The organism is Streptomyces sp. SAI-135 (genome assembly GCF_029893805.1).
Lineage (GTDB): Bacteria > Actinomycetota > Actinomycetes > Streptomycetales > Streptomycetaceae > Streptomyces.
Genome location: NZ_JARXYP010000002.1, coordinates 487087 through 507310 on the forward strand (window position 1 = coordinate 487087; position 20224 = coordinate 507310).

The following is a 20224-nucleotide window of genomic DNA, read 5'->3' on the forward strand; positions in this document are numbered from 1 at the left end:
ACCCCCCGGGGTAATTGAGGAGGCAACCAAGTGGCTCGTGAAGTGACACAGGAAGCGTTCGCCGCTGCCTGGGCCGACGGCGCGCTCGTCATCGACGTACGGGAGGCGGACGAGTACGCCGCCGGGCACGTACCCGGCGCCCGCCTGATGGCACTGCGCACCGTGCCCGCCCGCTGCGGTGAACTGCCTGTCGACCGGCCGGTGTTCGTGATCTGCGCCAGCGGCAACCGCAGCATGACGGCCGCCGACTGGATGAACTCCCAGGGCATCGACGCCTGTTCGGTGACCGGCGGCACGACTGCCTGGGCCCGCGCCGGCCGTCCCGTCGCAGCCGGCTCCCACGAGCACGCCGCCTGACCTCGTGCGACACCCGCACAACAGCCGGCCGGAAAGGAGCTCCGCCTTGGCCGCCACCCCCTCCCCCTCCGACGCCCCGCTCTCCGGCCGTCACCGTGTCGCCGTCATCGGCGGCGGCAGCGCCGGCATCAGCGTCGCCGCCCGGTTGCGCCGCGCCGGCGTCAGCGACATCACCCTGATCGAACCGTCCGACACGCACTGGTACCAGCCGCTGTGGACCCTCGTCGGCGGCGGCCAGGCTCCCCTGCGGGCCACCCGTCGGCCCGAGAGCTCGGTGATACCGGACGGCGTGCGCTGGATCCGCCGCCGAGCCCTGGCCGTCGACCCCGAGGCCCGCACAGTGAGCCTCTCCGGCGACACCGAACTCACCTACGAACACCTGGTGACGGCACCCGGCCTGCAACTCGACTGGGACGGCGTCCCCGGCCTCGCCCAGGCCGTCGGACATGACCGGGTGAGCAGCAACTACGCGCCCGAGTACGCCCCGCGCACCTGGGACCTCATCAAGCGCATGCGCTCGGGCACGGCCGTCTTCACCCACCCGGCGACCCCGCTGAAGTGCGGCGGAGCCCCGCAGAAGATCGCCTACCTCGCCGCCGACCACTGGCGCAGGCGCAAGGTCCTCGACGACATCCGGATCATCCTCGTCCTTCCCGACCCGGCGATGTTCAAGGTGCCCGCCTGGTCACAGGTCCTGCAGCAGGTGGCCTCCCGGTACGGCATCGAGGTGCGGCTGAACTCGGAGATGACCGCCGTCGACGGCGACGCCCGCGAGATCACCGTCGCAGACCACGCGCACGGCACGAAGGAGACCGTCGGCTACGACCTCTTGCACGCGGTGCCGCCGCAGAGCGCACCCGACTGGGTCAAGACGGGTCCGCTCGCCGATCCGGCGAGCCCTCAGGGCTTCGTCGCCGCCGACAAGCACACCCTCCAACACCCTTCCTACGACAATGTCTTCGCCCTCGGGGACGTGGCGAACCTGCCCACGTCCAAGACGGGTGCCGCGGTGCGCAAGCAGGCGCCGGTGGTGGCGGGCAACCTGCTCGACGTCATGAACGGGCGCTCTCCCTCGCACCGGTACGACGGCTACACGTCCTGCCCACTGGTGACCGCCCGCGACCGCATGCTGCTCGCCGAGTTCGACTACGACCTGACCCCCACGCCCACCTTCCCGCTGCTCGACCCGTTCAAGGAACGGCGCACGATGTGGCTGTTCAAGCGGTACGGACTGCCGCCGATCTACTGGCACGGCATGCTCACCGGCCGTCTCTGACCGGCCGGCCCGGGCATCCCCCGACCGGGCCGGCCACCGTCCCCGCCCAGCGCATAGGGCGAACCGGACCGTCGTACACACCCGCGGGCGGGTCCCGCACCCGACCGACACGGAGGTCACCTGACCATGTTCTTCGCCCAGTACTACCTCGACTGCCTTTCCCAGGCGTCGTACATGATCGCCGACGAGACCACCGGCAAGGCCGTCGTCGTCGACCCGCGCCGCGACGTCTCCGAGTACCTCACCGACGCCGCCGCACACGGCTTCACCATCGAGGCCGTCATCAACACCCACTTCCACGCCGACTTCCTCGCCGGTCACCTTGAGCTGGCCGCCCGGACCGGCGCCTGGATCGGCTACGGACAGCGTGCCGAAGCCGATTACCCCATCCGCAAACTGGCCGACGACGAGCGCATCAGCCTCGGCGACGTGCAGCTGCAGATCCTCGAAACCCCCGGGCACACACCGGAGTCCATCAGCGTCCTGGTCTACGAGCACACAGGCGACGCCGTCCCCTACGGCGTCCTCACCGGCGACGCACTGTTCATCGGCGACGTCGGCCGGCCCGACCTGCTCGCGTCGATCGGCGTCACCGCCGACGAACTCGGCCGCATGCTCTACGACACCGTCCAGCACAAGCTGATGGACCTCCCGGACGCGGTCCGGGTCTTCCCCGCCCACGGTGCCGGCTCCGCCTGCGGCAAGAACCTCTCCACCCAGCGCCAGTCCACCATCGGCGAACAGCGCGCCACCAACTACGCATGCCGGCCCATGAGCGAGGAGAAGTTCGTCCAGCTGGTGACGGAGGGCCAGCCCTCCGCTCCCGCCTACTTCGTCTACGACGCCATCCTCAACCGCAAGGAACACGGCCTGTTCGACGTGGCCACCGCGCCCCGGCCCCTGTCGGTGGAGGAGTTCATGGAGCGGCGCGCGGCCGGAGCCGTCGTGGTCGACGCCCGCGCACCGCAGGACTTCGCGCCCGGGTACCTGCGCGGCTCGCTCAACGTGCCCGCGGACGGCCGCTTCGCCGAGCAGGCGGGCATGGTCGTCGACCCCGAACAGGAGGTCCTCGTCGTCGCACCCCAGGACCGGGAGGAGGAGATCGTCACCCGGCTCGCCCGGATCGGCTTCGACAAGGTCGGCGGCTACCTGCGCGAATCCGAGGGCGCCTTCCCGGCCCTCGCCGACGAGATGGAGCAGGCCGGCCGGCTGACCGCCGACGAGCTGCACCGTCTGCTCGACGGCGACGAAGCTCCGCTGGTGCTCGACGTGCGCAACAGCGCCGAACGCGAAGAGGGCTTCATCGAGGGCTCCCTGCACATCCCGCTGGCCGAACTCGCCCGCCGCGCCGACGAGATCCCGGCCGACCGGCCCCTGGTCGTGCACTGCGCGGGCGGCCACCGCTCCTCCATCGCCGCCAGCCTGCTCCGTCACCAGGGCCGCACCGACGTCTCCGACCTGCTCGGCGGTTACGGCGCCTGGCTCAGCCTGTCCGCAGCCGCCGAAGTCTGATCTCTCACCGACCGGGTGGCGGTCACGGAAACCGACCGCCACCCCCGGCCGCTCGAAGGCGTCAGGGCGTGCGCACGTCCGCCCGGCGATCTCCCCCCGCGCCCCCTTCTCCTACGACGCCCCCGACGCACTGCGCGACACGTCCCGGTCGCCGTCGCCACCCTGGCCCACCCGTGCCGAACGCGTCCACCCGCGGAAGGGAACAACGCGGGCTTGTCCAGCGCTGTCGTGTATACCCGAGCGGGTATTCGAGACGCGGACGGCACCACTGCCCCGGACACCACCCGTCGGGCACCGCCACCCCCGAAGGAGCGTGAGGACGATGACCACGGCAGGACCTGACCCCGGCCCGGCGAACGAGGGCCGTTGCGTCGTCACCGCCTGCGGGCGCAGGATCGCCGTGCGGCGCCTGGAGCTCGCGCCCGCGGAACACCCCATCAGCCGGGTCACCTTGGACGTGGGCCGCGACCAGGGCGGCGAGCCGGGTGCGTGGGCGGCACTCACCGCCGACGAGGCACGTGATCTGGCACGCCTGCTCCTCCTGCAGGCCACCCTGGCCGAGCACGGCACCGAGCCGGTGGGCCCGGCACCCGAAGGGGCCCCCTTCGCCTGAGTCACCTCCGAGTGCGCGACGCTCTGCACTCGCCCTGGGGTTCCGGACGACGGCAAGACAGCCCGTCGGCTGTCTCAGGTGTAGACGATCTGGCCGCCGGCCGCGTGTTCGTAGAACTCGCCGACCGTGATGATTCCCTGGACCTGGTCGACGAGGTCGTCCTTGTCGAGTTCGAAGAGGTCGACGGAGGCCTTGCAGGCGTAGATGCCCGCCCCGGTGTCGGCGATCATCTCGATGAACTCGGGGATCGGTGGGATGTCGAGCTTGTCCATCTTGCGTTCCATGTAGCGGGTCACCAGGTCAGGGACGCCGGGCATGCCACCGAGCAGAGTCGGCAGGTGCAGTCCGGGGTTGCCGACGGTGGCCAGCTTGATGTGTTCCCAGCGCTTCTTCGTGATCGCGTCCAGGCCGAAGAAGGTGAAGAACAGGTCGGCCTCGATGCCCTCGGCGCGAGCGCCGTTGGCCATGATCAGGGCCGGGTAGATGCCCTCCAGTGAGCCCTTGGAGACGATGATCGAGACCTTCTCGATCGTGGCGGTACCGGTCATGAGCGTGCGCTCCCTCTCAGATGCAGCCGCGGGGCTTGGGGATACCGGCGATCTTGGCGGCGGTCTTCGCCGGTCCTTTGGGGAAGAGCTGGTAGAGCTCCTTGACGCTCACTCCGGAGGTCTTGCCGAGCACACGCACGGTCGGACCGGTGCCCTTGGCCGCATACTGAGCACGCATGAAGCGGATGACGATCCAGTGCCGCTCGGTCAGCGTGTCGATGCCGGCCTCCTTCGCGACCTGCTCGGCCATCGGCTCGGTCCAGCGGGCCGGCTCGGTGAAGAAGCCCTCGTCGTCGACCGGGATGTCGGTGTTGTCGTAAGTGACGACAGGCATGACGGAGTCCTCCGCTCAGTGAAAGATGCGGCGCTTGCCGTGCTCGGGCATCGCCGAGCCGATGCCGGGCAGCTCCCGGCCGGGCAGCAGGCTGTGCCAGTACAGCCATTCGAATGCGAGCTTGCCGAGATGGGCCGCGCGCGACTCCTTCAGCAGCGGCAGCCCGACCGGACCCGGGAAGTGGCCGGACAACGGTTCGGTGTCGTAGTTGAAGTCGATCAGCAGGGCCTTGTGGAAGCCCGTCTCCACGAAGCAGTTCGCGTGCCCGTCGAAGGAGGCGTCCAGCGGCTGCCCGGCAAGGTGACGGCCGATGTTGTGCACCAGTACCTCGCCCTCGAAGTGGGCAACCGAACCGGCCTTGGACGCCGGCAGGCCGGCAGCGTCACCGATCGCGAACACCTCGGGACGGCCCGGGAGTTGCAGGGTGTGCGGGTCCACGGGCACGAAGCCGAGTTCGTCACCCAGCCCCTCGGAGCGCTCCACGTACGCGGCACCACCGTGCAGGGGCACCACGACCGCCAGGTCGAAGGGCACCTCCCGTTCGTCGTACGACACCAGCCGCCCGCCCTCGCCGTCGACCTCACCGAGCGCGAACTCCGTGACCAGCTCGATGCCCTTGTCCTTGAGCAGACCGCCCAGCGCCCCGGCCGCGACCGGCTGGGTGAACGCGCCGTCGAGCGGGGTGACGTACGTCAGCTCGACCCGGTCTCGGATGCCTCGCTGCTGGAAGTACCAGTCGGCGAGGAAGGCGAACTCCAAAGGCGCCACCGGGCACTTGAGGGGCAGGTCGGCGACGTCGATCACCAGGCGGCCGCCCTCGAACACTTCCAGCGCCCGGCGCAGACCGGCTGCGCCGGGCAGGTCGTAGAAGGTGAAGACCTTCTCACGCCATCCGGGACCGGTGAGCCCGTCGGTCTCCTCCGGCAGGAGGGTGGCCCCGGTGGCGACCACCAGGACGTCGTACGACAGCCGTACGCCTCCGGCAAGACGGACGGTTCGTGCGTCCAGGTCGACCCGGTCGATCCGCGCCATCTTGTAGTCGACCGCGGGGGCGAGCTGTCGCGGACGGGAGCGGACGAGGTGGCGCGGCTGGGCCAGCCCGAAGGGCACGAACAGCAGGCCGGGCTGGTAGAGGTGGTCGTCGTTCTGGTCGACGACCGTGATCCGGCACTCGCTTCTGTCGTAGGTGCGACACAGACGGTTGGCCGCCATGGTGCCGGCGGTTCCACCACCGAGAATCACGATGTGTTTGCCCATGTCCCCACTGTCGTGCGGAAGATGGAAGCCTGGCATGGGCCGCTGGTCCCCATCCCGGTACCCGCCCGGGTATGTGTTCGGCCGGGTCCATTGGGCCCCATGTCCCATGCGACGCGCACGAAAACCCTGCTAAAATACCCGCCAGGGTATATCTCGGCGTCATCAGGCACGAGGGCCGGACGGTCCCCGTCGGTCCCCCGCTCCGCCTGGCGCCCCGCGGTCGACTGGAGTACGGAAGAACCGACACCGGAGAGGGACCCGGCCATGACCCGCACCACATCAGGGACCCCCGCTACGAGCCACCGGCCGCCTCGTGCGGCCGCGCTGCGGCTCGCGACCCACGACACGCTGCCTCAGCGGCCCGAGACCGACGTCGAGCTGGAGCCATGAGCACGACCTCGGCGCCGACCATGTCGCCGCTGCTGGACCGCATTCGCGGCGGACTGATCGGCGACGACGAGGTACTGGACGGGCCGTACGGCCCCAAGCGCATCGTCTACGCCGACTACACCGCCTCCGGCCGCTCGCTCGACTTCATCGAGGACTTCGTCCGCGAGCAGGTGCTGCCGCGCTACGGCAACACCCACACCGAGAGCTCCAGCACCGGCTTGCAGACGACCCGGCTGCGCGAGGACGCCCGGCGGATCATTCACGACGCGGTCGGCGGCACGGCGGACGACCTGGTGATCTTCTGCGGTTCCGGCTCGACCGCCGCGGTCAACAAGCTGGTCGGCATCCTTCAGCTGCGCCGCCCGGACCCACCACCGCCGGACGAACGGCCGGTGGTGTTCGTGGGCCCCTACGAGCACCACTCCAACGAACTGCCCTGGCGCGAGTCCGTCGCCGACGTCGTGGTGATCGACGAGGACACCGACGGCCACGTCGACCTTGCCCAGCTAGAGGCCGGTCTACGGCGGTACGCGGCACGCCCGCTGCGCATCGGCAGCTTCTCCGCCGCCTCCAACGTCACCGGCATCCTCACCGACACCGACCGCATCGCACGCCTGCTGCACGCGCACGGCGCCCTGTCCTTCTGGGACTACGCGGCGGCGGCACCGTACATCCCCCTGCGCATGCGGGAGAGCGCACCGGGCGCCGGAGACCACAAGGACGCGCTGTTCCTGTCTCCGCACAAGTTCGTCGGGGGCCCGCAGACGCCCGGCGTTCTGGTCGTGCGGCGCGAGCTGGTGCGCAACCCGGTGCCGACCGTGCCCGGCGGCGGGACCGTCGCCTTCGTGGGCCCGCTCGGTCACCGCTACCTCGACGACCCGGTGGCCCGCGAGGAGGGCGGCACGCCCGCGATCGTCGAGTCCGTCCGGGCCGGACTGGTCTTCGCTCTCAAGCAGGCCGTCGGCACCGACACCATCCAGGCCGCCGAGGAGCGCCATTGGCGCCACGCGCTCGCCCGCTGGGACCGCCTTCCCGGCATCGAGATCCTCGGCAACCACCACGCCCGCCGGTTGTCCATCGTCTCCTTCCGCATCCGCCACGGCGAGCACGCCTACCTGCACCACAACTACGTCGTCGCCCTGCTCAACGACCTCTTCGGCATCCAGGCCCGCGGCGGCTGCTCCTGCGCGGGCCCCTACGGCCACCGCCTGCTCGCCATCGACACCGCCACCTCGCACGCCCTGCGGGACGAGGTCGCCCGCGGCTGCGACGGCATCAAGCCCGGGTGGATCCGCGTCAACTTCAACTACTTCATCAGCGACACCGTCCGCGACTACCTCATCGACGCCGTCGAGCTGATCGCCCTGCACGGACATCAGCTCCTGCCCGACTACCGTTTCGATCCGCATACCGGGCAGTGGCGCCACCACGGCGGCCCCGCCGCACCTCCGCTGCGGCTGACCGACGTGCGTTTCGGCGCGGACGGCCGGATCACCGCCCCGGCGCCCGGCCACCGCCGGCTGGGCGAGGAGGCACTGTCCGGCCAGCTCGACCGTGCCCGCGGGGTACTGACGGCCGGGCCCGACGAGGTCGGTGACGGGCCCTCCGGGCTGCCGGCCGGCTTCGAGCGCATGCGCTGGTTCCCGCTGCCGCCCGCCTGCGTGGAACAAACCCACACCGGCTCCGGTTGGACCGAGCAGGACGAAAATACCCCCATGGGTATAGAGAGCGGAGGAACCTCGTGCCGACCGTCGACCTGACCAAGGACAACTTCGAGGAGACCGTCACGGGCTCCGACATCCTGCTGATCGACTTCTGGGCCGCCTGGTGCGGACCGTGCCGCATGTTCGGCCCCGTCTACGACAAGGCGTCCGAGCGTCACCCGGACATCGTCTTCGGCAAGGTCGACACCGAGGCACAGCCCGAACTCGCCGGCGCCTTCCAGATCTCCTCCATCCCCACCCTGATGGCCGTCCGCGACCGGACCGTGCTGTACTCACAGCCCGGCGCACTGCCACCGCAGGCGCTGGAGGAACTCATCGGGAAGATCCGCGCCGTCGACATGGACGACGTGCGCCGCGAGGCCGCCGCGGGCTCGGCACAGGCGAGCTGACGCCCGAGGCGCCCGTCACGCGGACGAGGGACGCCCCGGGACATCGGGGTCAACGGCCGCGGAGCGCGGCGAGCGCTGCGTCGAGGTCGGCCGAGCGCGGGCGGTTGTGCGGCAGCTTGCCGAGCACGACCGCCATGCCGCAGGTGTTGGTGAGGGCGGAGAAGACCAGGCCGCCCGCGACGCCGGCCGAGATCAGCAGGAGCAACGGATGCACCAACAGGCCCAGAACCATGCCGAGGAGAACCAGGCTGCCGGCGGTGAAGCGCACCTGGCGCTCCATGCTCCAGCCGGAACGGGTGGCGCAGGCCGCCGGGGTGTGCAGGTCGTGCCCCTGGGCGGCCCAGGCGCCTGTGCCGCCGGCCAGCGTCGCCGTGGTGACGCCCTGCTCGGCCAGCAGTTTGCAGGCGTTCTCCGAGCGGGCGCCCGAGGCGCACACGACGAGGACGTCGCCGCGCTCTGCGGCGTGCCGTATCTCCGGCAGCGCCCGCCGGAGATGATCCAGGGGGATGTTGAGCGCGCCGGGCAGATGGCCGGAGGCGTACTCGGCGGGTGTGCGTACGTCGATGACAGTCAGCTCGTGCAGCCGCGTGCGGGCCTGCTCGGTGCCGTACGCAACAGGGGCGGGGGTGTCGGTCATGTCAGATGTGATCCTTGATGGTCGTCGACGTCCCGAATCGGGACGTACAGTACCCCTAGGGGTATTTCTTGAGGGAGTGGACGTGGAACTGGAACTCGAGGGCGCGGACCTGAAGGCCGTGCTGAACCGGCTGCGCCGGGCACAGGGTCAGATCTCCGGAGTGATCCGGATGATCGAGGAGGGGCGTGACTGCGAGGACGTCGTCACGCAGCTCGCCGCCGCCTCGCGCGCGCTGGACCGGGCCGGCTTCGCGATCATCGCCACCGGCCTTCAGCAGTGCGTGACCGACATGGAGTCGGGGCGCAAGAACGGCGAGGATCCCGAGGCGATGCGCGCCCGCCTGGAGAGACTGTTCCTGTCGCTGGCATGAGGACGGTCGCCGCGTCGGCCTTCACAGCAGCGCGTCCATGAACATGAAGGCCGCCACGGCCAGCAGCACCATCGCGAAGAGCCGCTGGAGCGTGTGCCCGGAGACCTTCGTGGCCAGCCGCTTGCCGTCCCACGCGCCGAGGACCGCGGCCCCGACGAACGGTCCGACGACCGCCCAGTCCAGCCCCTCGAGCGTGCCGGCGCGCATCGACAGTGCGGCCAGTGAGTTGACGGTGATGACCAGCAGGCTGGTCCCCACGGCGTTGCGCATCCGCATGCCCAGCACTCCCACCAGCGCCGGGACGGCGAGAAAGCCGCCGCCGACACCGAGGACACCGGTGACCGCTCCAAGGCCGGCGCCGGTCGCCGCCGCCCGCCCCGGCCGTACCGTCACAGCGCCGTTCGCGGCGGGCCGGGAGCGCAGCATGCGCACGGCCGCCACCCCCGCGACCACACCGAAGGCCGCCGTGAGCACGGCCCCGGGGATTCGGTCGGCGAGCGCGCCGCCCACCATCGCCGGGCCGATTCCGGCCGCAGCGAACAACAGCCCCGTGCGCCAGCGCACGTTGCCGTCGCGGGCATGCGCGACCATGGCGGTCACCGAGGTGAGCGTGACGATGACCAGGCTCGCGGTGGTCGCGCCGACCGGCCTGAAACCGAGCAGGTAGATCAGCGCCGGAACGGCCAGGACGCTGCCGCCGCCCCCGAGCGCGCCCAGCGCCAGGCCTATGACCGCTCCGGCGGCCAGGGCGAACAGGAGTGCGCTCACGCGATGGTGCCGTCCTGTCCCCGCGCGTCGACCACCGGCAGTCCCGCCCTGGCCCAGTCCCGCATCCCGCCGACCACGTCGACGGCCTGCGCGCCGCGCGCGACGAGCAGTTCGGCGGCCTGCCGGGAACGGTTGCCGGAACGGCAGATCACCAACAGGGGTCGCGCCTGCGCGTGCGCGGGCAGCCCGGCCCCGGCGGCCAACGCCGACAGGGGCAGATGGACGGCGCCCGGCGCATGGCCCGCCTGCCACTCGTAGGGCTCGCGCACGTCCAGCAGAACGGCGTCCCCGCCGCCCTCGCCGCGGTCGTGCCCCGTGCGCAGGGCCGCCTCCTGCACACTCACGCGGCCGGGGCCACCCCGGGCCCGTCGGAAGATGCTCATCTCGGATTCTGGCTCCAGTTCGTCACGGAAGTTCGGTATGCGTCGCCGGCGTCGGCACCGTCAGGGGACCCGCAGGACCAGTCCCGCCTTCTCGGCGCCCTCGAAGGAGTCGTCCACGGCGACGACGTCCCGGCCGGCGGCGTCCAGCAGTGAGGCGGCGATCGCGGCGCGCATGCCGCCGGCGCAGTGCACCCAGACCTCGCCCTCGGGAACCTCGTGGATGCGGCGGGGCAGGGTGTGGATCGGGATGTGCACGGAGCCCTCGACATGTCCGGCGGAGCGTTCCGAGGCGCGGCGCACGTCCAGCACGACGACGTCCGCGGCCCGTCCCGCCAGGTCGGCGAAGGTCCTCCGCGGGAAGGAGGCCGGCCTCTCCCCCGCGCGCGTCCAGGCGGCCGGCCCGCCGCTCGCCGCGGCGGCCGGGCGGTCGATGCCCACTCGGGCCAGCTCGCGCTGCGCGCCGGCGAGTTGGTCGGGCGACTCGGCGAGCAGCGTGACGGGCTTGCCCCAAGGGATCAGCCAGGCCAGATACGTGGCGAGCTGCCCCTCCGCCTCGAAGTTGAACGAGCCTGCCACATGCCCCTCCGCGAAGGCGACCCGGTTGCGCAGGTCGACGACCCACTCCCCCGCCGCCAGCCGTGCGGCGATCTCGTCGGCGTCCGCGACGGACGGCGGGGTCAGGTCGACGGGCGCGGGTCCGGCGGCGTTGACCGGCCCCATGTGCGCGTAGTAAGCGGGCACGTCGTCCAGGCCGGCCAGCAGGTCGGCGACGAAGGTGTCCACGTCCCGGGTGAGCGCCTCGTTGGACACCTTCTCCTTGCCGATGGTCGTCTCGCCGCCCTCGGCCTGGGAGGAGGAGCAGAAGCTGCCGAAGCCGTGCGTGGGCAGCAGGGCCGTCTCGTCGGGCAGCTCGGACGCCAGCCGGTGGGCGGACGCGTGCTGGGCGCGGGCCAACTGCTCGGTCAGCCGGGGTTCGACCAGGTCGGGACGGCCGACGGTGCCGATGAGCAGCGAGCCGCCGGTGAACGCCGCGACCGCCGTGCCGTGCTCCTCCAGCACGTAGGCGGTGTGGTGGGGGGTGTGCCCGGGGGTGGCCAGAGCGCGCAGGACCAGGCCGGCGGCGGGATCGACGGCTGTCCGGTCGTCGTCGTGCACCGGCACCCGGTCGAAGGCGACCCGCGCCCCGGCCGGTACCAGGTAGGCGGCACCTGTTACCCGGGCGAGTTGCAGACCGCCGGTGACGTAGTCGTTGTGGACGTGTGTCTCGACCACGTGCGAGATCCGCACTCCACGCCGAGCGGCCACCTCGATGACCCGGTCGACGTCGCGCGGCGGGTCGACGGCGACCGCTGTCCGCTCACCGCCCGTCAGGTAGCTGCGGTTGCCGAGCCCCGACACCTCGATTGTGTCGACGAAGAACACTCCGTACTCCCTTCCGGTGAATCAATACCCTGGGGGGTATACATTCGAAGGTAGCACAGTACCCCGGGGGGTATTCTCGGGATCGGGAAAGGCCCTGGGAACGCGCTACGAGTACCTCGCACACGGCCGGACACCCATCCGGCACAAGCCACCGAGAAAGGCCCCGCCCATGCGCTACGACCGCACCGTCCGCCTCGACACCGACTTCGCCACCACCGTGGAGCGCGTCCGCGAGGCCCTGGCGGAGCAGGGCTTCGGCATCCTCACCGAGATCGACGTCACGGCCACCTTGAAGGCCAAACTCGACCACGACATGGAGGACTACGTCATCCTCGGCGCCTGCAACCCGCCCCTCGCCCACCGCGCGCTGGAGACCGACCGCAGCATCGGCCTCCTGCTGCCCTGCAACGTCGTCGTGCGCCGCGAAGGCGAGGGCACGGTCGTACAGGCCGTGAACCCGGGCACGATGGTCGCCCTCACTGAACTCGACGCCCTGCGCCCGGTCGCCGAAGAGGCCACCCGCCGCCTCGACGCGGCCCTCGCCTCACTCACGGCGGCAGGCTCGAACGACTGACGGCGCCGCGAGCGACCGCGTGACGAGAAGGTGCTGTGCGTGCCCGCGCAACGGGCCGACCGCCCGCTGACTCCGCACGGCAAGGAACAGGCTTCGGTCGCAAGGGCTCGACCACCCTGAGCCGAGGGGGCCGGACGGCCCTGTTTCCGGTCCGACCGGACCTGAACGGGTACTGAGCGGCACTCCTGCGCACGGCCCGTCCTTGACACGCTTGAGATATGACCGCGTGGACTGTCACGCCACGAAGGGAGGACGACATGCAGCACCACCGTACTGTTGCCGACCTGATGAGCCACGATGTCGTCCGGGTCAGGCGCGACACGCCCTTCAAGGAGATCGTCGAACTGCTGGCCGACAACGGCATCACCGCCGTACCCGTGGTGGACGAACTGGACCACCCCCTGGGGGTCGTGTCCGAGGCGGACCTGCTGCGCAAGTGCTCCACCCGGAGCGACCCGTTCAGCCGGTCTCCGCAGCCGCACCTGGACACAGGGGAACGGGCCAGGGCAGAGGGCGCCACCGCCGTGGAACTCATGTCCGCTCCCGCCCTGTGCGCACGGCCTGAGTGGACCGTCACGGAGGCGGCCCGCCTCATGGCGCTCCACAAGGTCAAACGGCTGCCCGTGGTGGACGAGGCGGACCGGCTCAAGGGCATCGTCAGCCGCGGCGATCTCCTGCGGACCTTCTTGCGCCGGGACGACGCCATCCGCGACGAGATCACCAAGGACGTGCTCCAGCGGACACTGAACCTCGCCCCCTCGGACGTGACGGCCGAGGTGCACGAGGGCGTGGTGACCCTCCGAGGAGCCGTCGAGGCGAGCAGCCTGATCCCCGTCATCGAACGGCTGTGCTGCAACGTCGACGGCGTGGTCTCGGTCTCCGCACACATCGGGTACCGGTTCGACGTCCCCGGGACAGCCCCTGCCGAGACGTGACTGCCAGGACCTCGGGAAAGTCGCCGCCGAAGACCCGGGCGCTCATGATGGAAAAGAGACACCTGGCTCTCCGGACACACAGCGCGGAGCCGTCCCGCGGCGCACCGCAGCGTGGGCGAAGGCCGGCCTCCGCCCGGGGAGAAAGGGAGGAAGCCATGAAGATCGCAGTACTGACCGGTGGCGGTGACTGCCCCGGTCTCAACGCCGTCATCCGCAGCGTCGTCCGCAAGGGAACCCAGGACTACGGTTTCTCGTTCGTCGGACTGCGCGACGGCTGGCTCGGCGCCCTCCACAACAGTGTGCTGCCGCTGGGCATCGCCGAGGTGCGCGGAATCCTGCCCCGCGGCGGAACCATTCTCGGTTCCTCCCGCACCAACCCCCTCAAGCACGACGACGGAGTGCGGCGCATCCGGGACACCCTGGCCGCGCACCAGGTCGACGCGCTCATCGTGATCGGCGGCGAGGACACCCTGGGCGCGGCCACGGAGCTCAGTCGCCAGGGGATCAACCTGGTCGGCGTGCCCAAGACCATCGACAACGACGTGGCCGGCACCGACTACACCTTCGGCTTCGACACGGCCGTCGGTATCGCCACCGAGGCCATCGATCGGTTGCACACCACCGCCGAGTCGCACATGCGCACGCTGGTGGTGGAGGTGATGGGTCGGCACTCCGGGTGGATCGCCCTGCACGCGGGGGTCGCGGGAGGCGCCAACGTGATCCTCGTGCCGGAGCGGCCGTTCGACATCGACCAGGTCTGCGCATGGGTGAAGAGCCGCTTCGGGATCAACTACGCGCCGATCGTCGTCGCCGCCGAGGGGGCTGTCCCCAAGGAAGGCCAGATGATCCTCAAGGACCGGTCTCTGGACGAGTACGGCCACGTACGCCTGTCCGGGATCGGTGAGTGGCTGGCCCAGGAGATCGAGGGGCGCACCGGAACGGAGGCCCGCACGACGGTCCTCGGACACGTCCAGCGCGGCGGTACGCCCAGCGCATTCGACCGCTGGCTGGCCACACGCTTCGGGTTGCACGCCGTCGACGCGGTCAAGGACGGCGACTTCGGCACGATGGTCGCCCTGCGCGGCACGAACATCGTCCGCATTCCCCTCGACGAGACGCGCGGCAGGACCAAGGTGTTGGATCCTTCGCTGTACGACGAGTTCGCGGTCTTCTTCGGCTGAGGTGTCTCCCCGGCCGATCGGCCGTCGACGGAGGACCGAACGTACGACGGATCACCGCCGGCTCCGAGCCAGGTGCCGGGACAGCCAGGTGCCGGGACAGGCAGCAAGGGATCGTCGCGCGACAGGGAATCCGGCGTCAGTCACATGTCCCGCGCTGTGCCGCCCGCGGCCGGAACACCGTGGGCACCTGGCGGCGGTCCTGCGACGACCCGGTGCCGGAAGAGGTCCGTACGCGGCGGACCTCTTCCGGCGGGACCGCCTACGGTGTCGCGGCGGGCAGCCGCGTCGGCACCACCGGGAGCATCATGCCGTCACCGAGCGGCGCCGTGTGCGGCACGAGGGCGCCCTCCCTCGCGATCTGGAGCAGGTTGGGCAGTGCGTAGGGTTCGGCGCCCTCGAGGTCGACCTGGTAGCCGAGATCGCCGAGGCTCGCCGCGGTCATCCGGCTCAGCGGGTTCCCGGCTCCGGAGATGAACGGCGACATGAGTTCGGTGACGAAGACCGCCTCACGCCAGTGGCTGTCCTGGGTGCCGGGCCCGCCGAAGTTGGCGACCGGTACCGGGGCCGGGTCCTCCTCGCCGAGGAGCGCGGCGAACTCGGCCATCGCGCCGGGGCCGACGAAGGTGGGGTTCTGGGTGCCGGCGCCCTTGAGGAGGTCGAACGCCGTCCACAGGGTGCCGAGACCCAGGACGTGACCCATCTCGTGCGTGATCACGTCGACGAGCGTGCCGTCCGCTTCCATCTGCGCGAGATCGGCGGAGTCGAACCGCATCACGCCCTTCGCCGGCAGGAACGCACCGAACTGCGCTGATTCGTCGCGGAAGTCGGTGGGACCGGCCATCCCCAGTACCCGCCCGGGGCCGTCGATGGTGACTCCTTCGGCCTCGATGAGCAGGTCGTCGATGACGTCGCCGTTGACGAGCGCGGTGTCCAGATCCCCGATGACGACCTTCGCCCAGCGGTCGGCCGCGGCGGCGAAGGCGTCCTGCTGAGTGGTCGTCAGTCCGCCGAGGAAGCGGATCTCGATGGTGAACGGTGACGTCGTGCGGGCCAGCTCTCTGGCCCGCTCGAAACTCGCGACCGCTCGATACGTCTGGAAGGTGTTGGTGGCGACCTTGCTCATCACGGTGCTCCTCCGTGTCGGTCCGGACGAAGAGTCACCCCTCTTCCCACACTAGGCCGACAGGGTGAGGCCGTGCGCGTCGACGAGCCCTGCCGACCCCGGGTGATCGAGTTGCCCGCCCCTGACTGCGATCGGACAATTGACCGTGTCGCCGCCTTCCGTCGCGGGCCCTTCCGCTCCTCCTGATCGGAACCTCCCCTGCGAAGGAGTAGGGCAATGGCACAAGGACAACAGGCTCTGGACACCGACGAGTTGGGTCTTGCGGACATGCTCGGCGGCCTGCGACGGGAACTGGAGGAGGCCCAGCGGCGAGCCGCGGGGGAAGCGCTGCGCTTCGGTATCGCCGACGTCGAGGTGGAGGCGACGGTCCAGATCACCCGGAACGCCGGGGGCCGGGCCGGCATCCAGTTCTGGGTCGTCCAGGCCGGTGGCGACTACGCGCGCGGCAACGCCACCACCCACCGGATCAAGCTGAACCTCACGCTGCCGCCCACCACGCTCATCTCCGACGACGGAGACGTCGCCCAATGACCGGGCTCGACGCCGAGCGGCTGGTCTCGCTCTCCGCGGACGGCACACGAGGCTCGGGGTATCTACTGAGCCCGGAGCTCATCCTCACCGCGGGTCACTGCGTCGGGCCGAAGGGCTCCGCGGTCACCGCCCGCGCCTACGCGCGCATCGAGGGCAGTTACGACCTCTCGCAGGAGCGGCACACCTTCCGGGTGGCGGTCCGGGGAGACGAGGAGCGCGACTTCGCGCTCCTGGAATCCACCGCCGGGGATCCGTTCCGGACGGCACGGGACGTCCCGTCCGGTGAGGTGCGCCTGGGCCGGCTCATCGGCGAGGGCGCCGTCGCCGCCCAGGCGCTGGGCTTTCCGAAGTCAGGGGTGCAGCAGTCCGGGACGCGACAGTTGTTGAACCCGGAGGACGTACGCGGGCGCGTTCTTCCGCTCACCGGGTGGAGGCGCGCGGTGCGTCGTCTGAACCTGCAGATCAGGACAGGAACCTCGCCGCTCGCCCGGGGCGCGTCGCTCTGGAGCGGCATGTCGGGTGCGGCCCTGTTCAGCGGGGATCACCTCATCGGCGTGATCACGGAGGACCGCGCCACGATCGAGGGACGGCTGATCGCGCTGCCCGTCACCGCGGTCTTCGGCGACGACGGGCCGGCCGAGGCGAACGCCTGCCTGCTTGCCGCCCGCGGCAGCACCGACCCCGAGGAACGCGTAACGCTGGACCCCGTCTGGGCGGGTGGCGAGATCCTGCAGCCCGCGTACAGCCCCCTGCCGCCACGCGAGCAGTGGTCCGAGGCGGACCTGCTCGAATCCCGCCACGGTGTCGTGCCCTTCCGTGGGCGCGCGCAGCAGCTCCGGGCGCTGGTCGACTGGTGTGAGCACGAGGACGACCGGGGCGGCGGACAACGCATACGGCTGCTCACGGGCGGCAGCACCGTCGGCAAGACCCGTCTCGCCCGTGAACTGTGCCGCACGATGGCCGCGAGGGGGTGGGTCGCCGGTGTCGTCGACCCGCTGCACGTGGACTTCTCCGGTGCCTGCGCCCTGCCCGAGAGCCGACTGCTCGTCATCGACGACGCCGACGCCCACGCCGGGCAGTTGCACGTCCTCCTCGCAGAGGCCACCGAGCGCGGCGGCCACCATCCGCTGCGCGTCCTGGCGGTCGCCCACCGGGGCGGTCCGTGGTGGGAAGCGGTCAGGAGGCGCTACGAGGCACTGGTCGACGCGGAGGATCCCGCCCCGCTTCCCCCGCTGCCCGAAGCCGACCGCGAGGACGTCTACCGGTCGGCCTACGCCGCCTTCCGGGGCTGGTACGAGGAGAGCGACAGCAAGACCGGCGCCGCTCCACAGGCCGGTGCGGTGCCGCGGGGCGAGAGCTCGACGGACGCCGCCGAGCCCGCCGTACCGGACGTCCCCGGTCTCCAGGAGCCCGACTTCGGCAGCTATCTGCTCATCCTCATCCAGGCGCTGGTGGACGCCCGCACCCTGCTGCACAAAACGCACTCGGCCAGCGCGGGACCGCCCACGCGCTCACGCGCCAACGCCCTGCTGGACTACGCCCTCGACGTGGAACGCCAGAGGTGGCAGGCGTCCGCCGAGCGTCAGCGGCTGCCGCACGACCCGGTCCTGCTCGAACGGATCGTCGCCGTGTCGAGTCTGGCGGTGGCCGACGGCGAGACGGACGGGGAGCGGGAGACCGAGGCGGCACGCCGGCTGCGGCTGGTTCCCGACCTCGCCGACGAACCGGAGTGGCTCACGCGTGCCTTCGCCCGCTGGCAGCACGCGGAGCTCGCCGGAGAGGGCTACCTGCGGTCGCTCCAGCCGCTGAGGCTCGCCGAGCGGCTCGGTGCGAAGGTCATCGCCGCGTTCCCCGACATCGCCCCGCGACTGCTCGACGTCGGCGGCGACGGTCCGGGGATCCCCCAGGCCGCGACGGACCAGGCGCGCCAGATACTCAATGTGCTGCACGTCCTTCAGCTCACCGCCGGCTCCGACGGCTGCCGGACCGACGGGACGGGTGAGCCGTCGGCCCAGCAGCGGGCCCGCGAGGCGCTGGACGCCGCCCTGCGCAGCCACGCCCGCCCTCTCGTCAAGCTGGTCAAGCAGGTCGCGGCCACCGATCAGGACCAGTTCGCGAGCGCCATCGGCACCTCGCTGGCCTGCGCGCTGAACTCCACGCTGCGCAAGGAGTCGGCGCAGGAGGTCGCCGCCCAGGTTCTCGGGGAACTCGACCTCGCCTGCCCGGACGTCCTGTTGGAGCTGGCCACGGCCGTCGCGGAACACGCGGTGCAGCACTACCGGCGGGGCGGCGGAGCGCCCGCCCAGGACAACCGCAAGGAGCTGGCCCGGGCCCTTCAGCGCTGGTCGCTGTACCTGGCCAGTTCGGGGCTGCGCATCCAGGCGCACGAGATCGCCGGGCAGGCGGTGGACATGTACCATGCGCTGCACCAGCTCAGTCCGTCCGAGGAGCACGAGTTCGCCCTGGCAGAGGCCCTCAAGGACCTGGCCGACCGGCTCGTCGACGTGGGGCGGTTCGAGGACGCGGACCTGTGTGCCCGGGACTCCATACGGCGTCTGGAACCGCTGTTCCAGCGCAACCCCAGCCGCCAGAACGCCTTCGGTCTGGTCAAGTCCCTGTGCACGCTGGCCACAGCCGCCCACCGCATCGGCCGCCAGCGCGAGGCACTGCAAGCGGCGACCGAGGCGTGCGAGCTGATCGAACGGCTGCCGCAGGCCCAACACGGCGACGAACACGGGCCGGACGAGATCCAGGGCATGCGGGCGTTCGCGCTGCGCGGTCTGGCGTGGCAGCTCGGCGCGAGCGGACGCGTCGACGACGCGGTGTCCAGGGCCTCGCGGAGCGTCGAGATCTACGAGGAGCTGCGCGAGAGGTGTCCGGGTCTGTGGAAACGGGACATCGCCGAGGCCCTGTCCGTCCTGGGCGTGCAGCATGCCGCCCGGCAGGAGTGGGACGAGAGCGTCGAGCGGCACACCGAAGCCCTGAACCGTCATTACGACGCCCTGGAGCGGGAGTACCGCGAGGCCGTCCGGCCCCAGCACGCCCTCGCGCTGGGCCGACTGGCGGAGGCGCACCTGGGCAGGGCGCGCGCCCCGTCCGACGGAGAGCCGGCCTGACCTGCTGAAGGCGCTGGAACACGTCGAGCAGGCGCTGGAACAGTACGAGGGGATGCGCAAGGAGGACCGGTGGGCCAACCGCGTCCACGAGGCCTGGACGAGCTGTCTGGAGGCGGAGGTTCTGCTCGCGCTGGACGCGACGGGCCGGCCGCAGCGTGCCGCGCCCGCGCTCCGGCAGACCTGCGGACGGGCCGAGGCGGCCGCCCGCCGGGCCCTGACGCTGTACGACGAGTTGGACGTACGTGCCTGGCGGCTCAGGTTCAACAGGGCCCGGGCTCAGGCGGTGCTGGCCCAGTCGTACGGGGGCCGGGGCCGCCCCCGCGCCAAGGTGCTGCGCGCGCACGAGCAGGCGCGCAACGCGTTCGCCCGGCTCGACGCGGAGGAACCGGGGCGTGCCGAGGCGGAGTTGCACGCGATCGAGGACACGATCGAGAACCTGCGGCAAGCCGGCCCGCCCGCCCAGGCGCGCGCGCAGACGGCCGTGAACCCGCCGGGCAAGCGGCGCAAGCGGCACCAGCCGAAGCCCCGTCTCCGCGCCCGTCAGGGCCGTCAGGGTGCGGCCGGGCGCAGAAGACACCGGTGACACGACACCGGTCCGGTCCCTGAGGTGCGGGTGAGCGGCAACTCTCCTAGCATGGTATTTGCAGTGTTTTGAGGGTATTTGCCCGTCGGTGCCGCAAGCGGGACCGGCCGGATGCGCCTTCAGCGACACAGCGTTCCGCATCTTCGTGTTCATGTCCTCGCGCCGGCTGCACAGCGATCGTTTCTTGTCCTGTCCGAGTAC

General features: G+C 71.0%; 21 protein-coding genes. 13 read left to right on the forward strand and 8 right to left on the reverse strand.

All coding sequences use genetic code 11. The features are described 5' to 3' along the window. The first annotated feature begins 30 nt into the window (after nt 1-30). The 4 genes from M2163_RS06795 to M2163_RS06810 all read left to right on the forward strand — a co-directional run bounded on the left by M2163_RS06795 (nt 31) and on the right by M2163_RS06810 (nt 3758). A complete protein-coding gene (locus M2163_RS06795; protein ID WP_280893428.1) occupies nt 31-357 on the forward strand; it encodes a rhodanese-like domain-containing protein in 327 nt (108 codons plus the stop codon). 46 nt (nt 358-403) lie between these two features. Further along, on the forward strand, nt 404-1633 hold the full coding sequence (locus M2163_RS06800; protein ID WP_280893429.1) for an FAD/NAD(P)-binding oxidoreductase: 1230 nt from the start codon (nt 404-406) through the stop codon (nt 1631-1633). Nucleotides 1634-1759: 126 nt separating this feature from the next. After that, nucleotides 1760-3145, forward strand: coding sequence for an MBL fold metallo-hydrolase (locus M2163_RS06805; protein WP_280893430.1), 1386 nt, complete (start codon nt 1760-1762; stop codon nt 3143-3145). Between the two features lie 322 nt (nt 3146-3467). Beyond that, nucleotides 3468-3758: a hypothetical protein gene (locus tag M2163_RS06810; RefSeq protein WP_280853778.1), complete on the forward strand. Its 291-nt coding sequence runs from the start codon at nt 3468-3470 to the stop codon at nt 3756-3758. Between the two features lie 74 nt (nt 3759-3832). On the opposite strand, the gene M2163_RS06815 is transcribed toward M2163_RS06810, so the two are convergent. From M2163_RS06815 to M2163_RS06825, 3 genes are read right to left on the reverse strand one after another with little or no spacing between them, the layout of a single operon-like run. Further along, nucleotides 3833-4306 (reverse strand): DsrE/DsrF/DrsH-like family protein, encoded by a 474-nt coding sequence (locus M2163_RS06815; RefSeq protein ID WP_280853777.1) that lies wholly within the window; start codon nt 4304-4306, stop codon nt 3833-3835. 16 nt (nt 4307-4322) lie between these two features. Then, complete coding sequence (locus M2163_RS06820) at nt 4323-4640, reverse strand: TusE/DsrC/DsvC family sulfur relay protein (protein WP_280853776.1); 318 nt, start codon at nt 4638-4640, stop codon at nt 4323-4325. Between the two features lie 15 nt (nt 4641-4655). After that, complete coding sequence (locus tag M2163_RS06825) at nt 4656-5897, reverse strand: FAD/NAD(P)-binding oxidoreductase (RefSeq protein ID WP_280893431.1); 1242 nt, start codon at nt 5895-5897, stop codon at nt 4656-4658. 386 nt (nt 5898-6283) lie between these two features. Between M2163_RS06825 and M2163_RS06830 the strand changes: the two genes are divergently transcribed. Beyond that, nucleotides 6284-8047: an aminotransferase class V-fold PLP-dependent enzyme gene (locus tag M2163_RS06830; RefSeq protein ID WP_280893432.1), complete on the forward strand. Its 1764-nt coding sequence runs from the start codon at nt 6284-6286 to the stop codon at nt 8045-8047. Next, entirely contained in the window at nt 8029-8400 is a 372-nt protein-coding gene (trxA, locus tag M2163_RS06835; RefSeq protein ID WP_280893433.1) for a thioredoxin, read from the forward strand. The genes M2163_RS06830 and trxA overlap by 19 nt, the downstream gene beginning before the upstream one ends. Before the next feature lie 49 nt (nt 8401-8449). Here trxA and M2163_RS06840 read toward each other — a convergent pair whose 3' ends face one another. Next, complete coding sequence (locus tag M2163_RS06840; protein WP_280853772.1) at nt 8450-9037, reverse strand: rhodanese-like domain-containing protein; 588 nt, start codon at nt 9035-9037, stop codon at nt 8450-8452. A gap of 82 nt (nt 9038-9119) precedes the next feature. Here M2163_RS06840 and M2163_RS06845 point away from each other — a divergent pair, with 82 nt between their 5' ends. Next, on the forward strand, nt 9120-9407 hold the full coding sequence (locus M2163_RS06845) for a metal-sensitive transcriptional regulator (RefSeq protein ID WP_280853771.1): 288 nt from the start codon (nt 9120-9122) through the stop codon (nt 9405-9407). Between the two features lie 21 nt (nt 9408-9428). Here the strand turns inward: M2163_RS06845 and M2163_RS06850 are convergent, their stop codons facing one another. Genes M2163_RS06850 through M2163_RS06860 form a run of 3 tightly spaced genes read right to left on the reverse strand, consistent with a single transcriptional unit; the run spans nt 9429 to nt 11980 of the window. Then, nucleotides 9429-10175: a sulfite exporter TauE/SafE family protein gene (locus M2163_RS06850; protein WP_280853770.1), complete on the reverse strand. Its 747-nt coding sequence runs from the start codon at nt 10173-10175 to the stop codon at nt 9429-9431. Beyond that, entirely contained in the window at nt 10172-10558 is a 387-nt protein-coding gene (locus tag M2163_RS06855) for a rhodanese-like domain-containing protein (protein WP_280893434.1), read from the reverse strand. Before M2163_RS06855 ends, M2163_RS06850 begins: the two co-directional genes overlap by 4 nt. Nucleotides 10559-10618: 60 nt before the next feature. Then, on the reverse strand, nt 10619-11980 hold the full coding sequence (locus M2163_RS06860) for an MBL fold metallo-hydrolase (RefSeq protein ID WP_280893435.1): 1362 nt from the start codon (nt 11978-11980) through the stop codon (nt 10619-10621). A 169-nt stretch (nt 11981-12149) separates the two neighbouring features. Between M2163_RS06860 and M2163_RS06865 the strand changes: the two genes are divergently transcribed. The 3 genes from M2163_RS06865 to M2163_RS06875 all read left to right on the forward strand — a co-directional run bounded on the left by M2163_RS06865 (nt 12150) and on the right by M2163_RS06875 (nt 14670). Beyond that, nucleotides 12150-12554, forward strand: coding sequence for a DUF302 domain-containing protein (locus M2163_RS06865; RefSeq protein WP_280853768.1), 405 nt, complete (start codon nt 12150-12152; stop codon nt 12552-12554). Nucleotides 12555-12811: 257 nt separating this feature from the next. Further along, nucleotides 12812-13489, forward strand: a complete 678-nt coding sequence (locus tag M2163_RS06870; RefSeq protein WP_280853767.1) for a CBS domain-containing protein — start codon at nt 12812-12814, stop codon at nt 13487-13489. A gap of 155 nt (nt 13490-13644) precedes the next feature. Next, complete coding sequence (locus M2163_RS06875; protein WP_280893436.1) at nt 13645-14670, forward strand: 6-phosphofructokinase; 1026 nt, start codon at nt 13645-13647, stop codon at nt 14668-14670. Nucleotides 14671-14929: 259 nt separating this feature from the next. On the opposite strand, the gene M2163_RS06880 is transcribed toward M2163_RS06875, so the two are convergent. After that, the gene (locus M2163_RS06880; RefSeq protein ID WP_280853765.1) at nt 14930-15793 is read right to left on the reverse strand and encodes a leishmanolysin-related zinc metalloendopeptidase; all 864 of its coding nucleotides are present in this window, start codon (nt 15791-15793) and stop codon (nt 14930-14932) included. A gap of 216 nt (nt 15794-16009) precedes the next feature. Between M2163_RS06880 and M2163_RS06885 the strand changes: the two genes are divergently transcribed. The 3 genes from M2163_RS06885 to M2163_RS06895 are packed head-to-tail and all read left to right on the forward strand — an operon-like array spanning nt 16010 to nt 20023. Continuing rightward, a complete protein-coding gene (locus tag M2163_RS06885) occupies nt 16010-16324 on the forward strand; it encodes a trypco2 family protein (protein WP_280853764.1) in 315 nt (104 codons plus the stop codon). Next, the gene (locus M2163_RS06890; protein ID WP_280893437.1) at nt 16321-19440 is read left to right on the forward strand and encodes a serine protease; all 3120 of its coding nucleotides are present in this window, start codon (nt 16321-16323) and stop codon (nt 19438-19440) included. Before M2163_RS06885 ends, M2163_RS06890 begins: the two co-directional genes overlap by 4 nt. Nucleotides 19441-19492: 52 nt before the next feature. Then, the gene (locus tag M2163_RS06895) at nt 19493-20023 is read left to right on the forward strand and encodes a hypothetical protein (RefSeq protein WP_280893438.1); all 531 of its coding nucleotides are present in this window, start codon (nt 19493-19495) and stop codon (nt 20021-20023) included. Nucleotides 20024-20224: the final 201 nt, after the last annotated feature.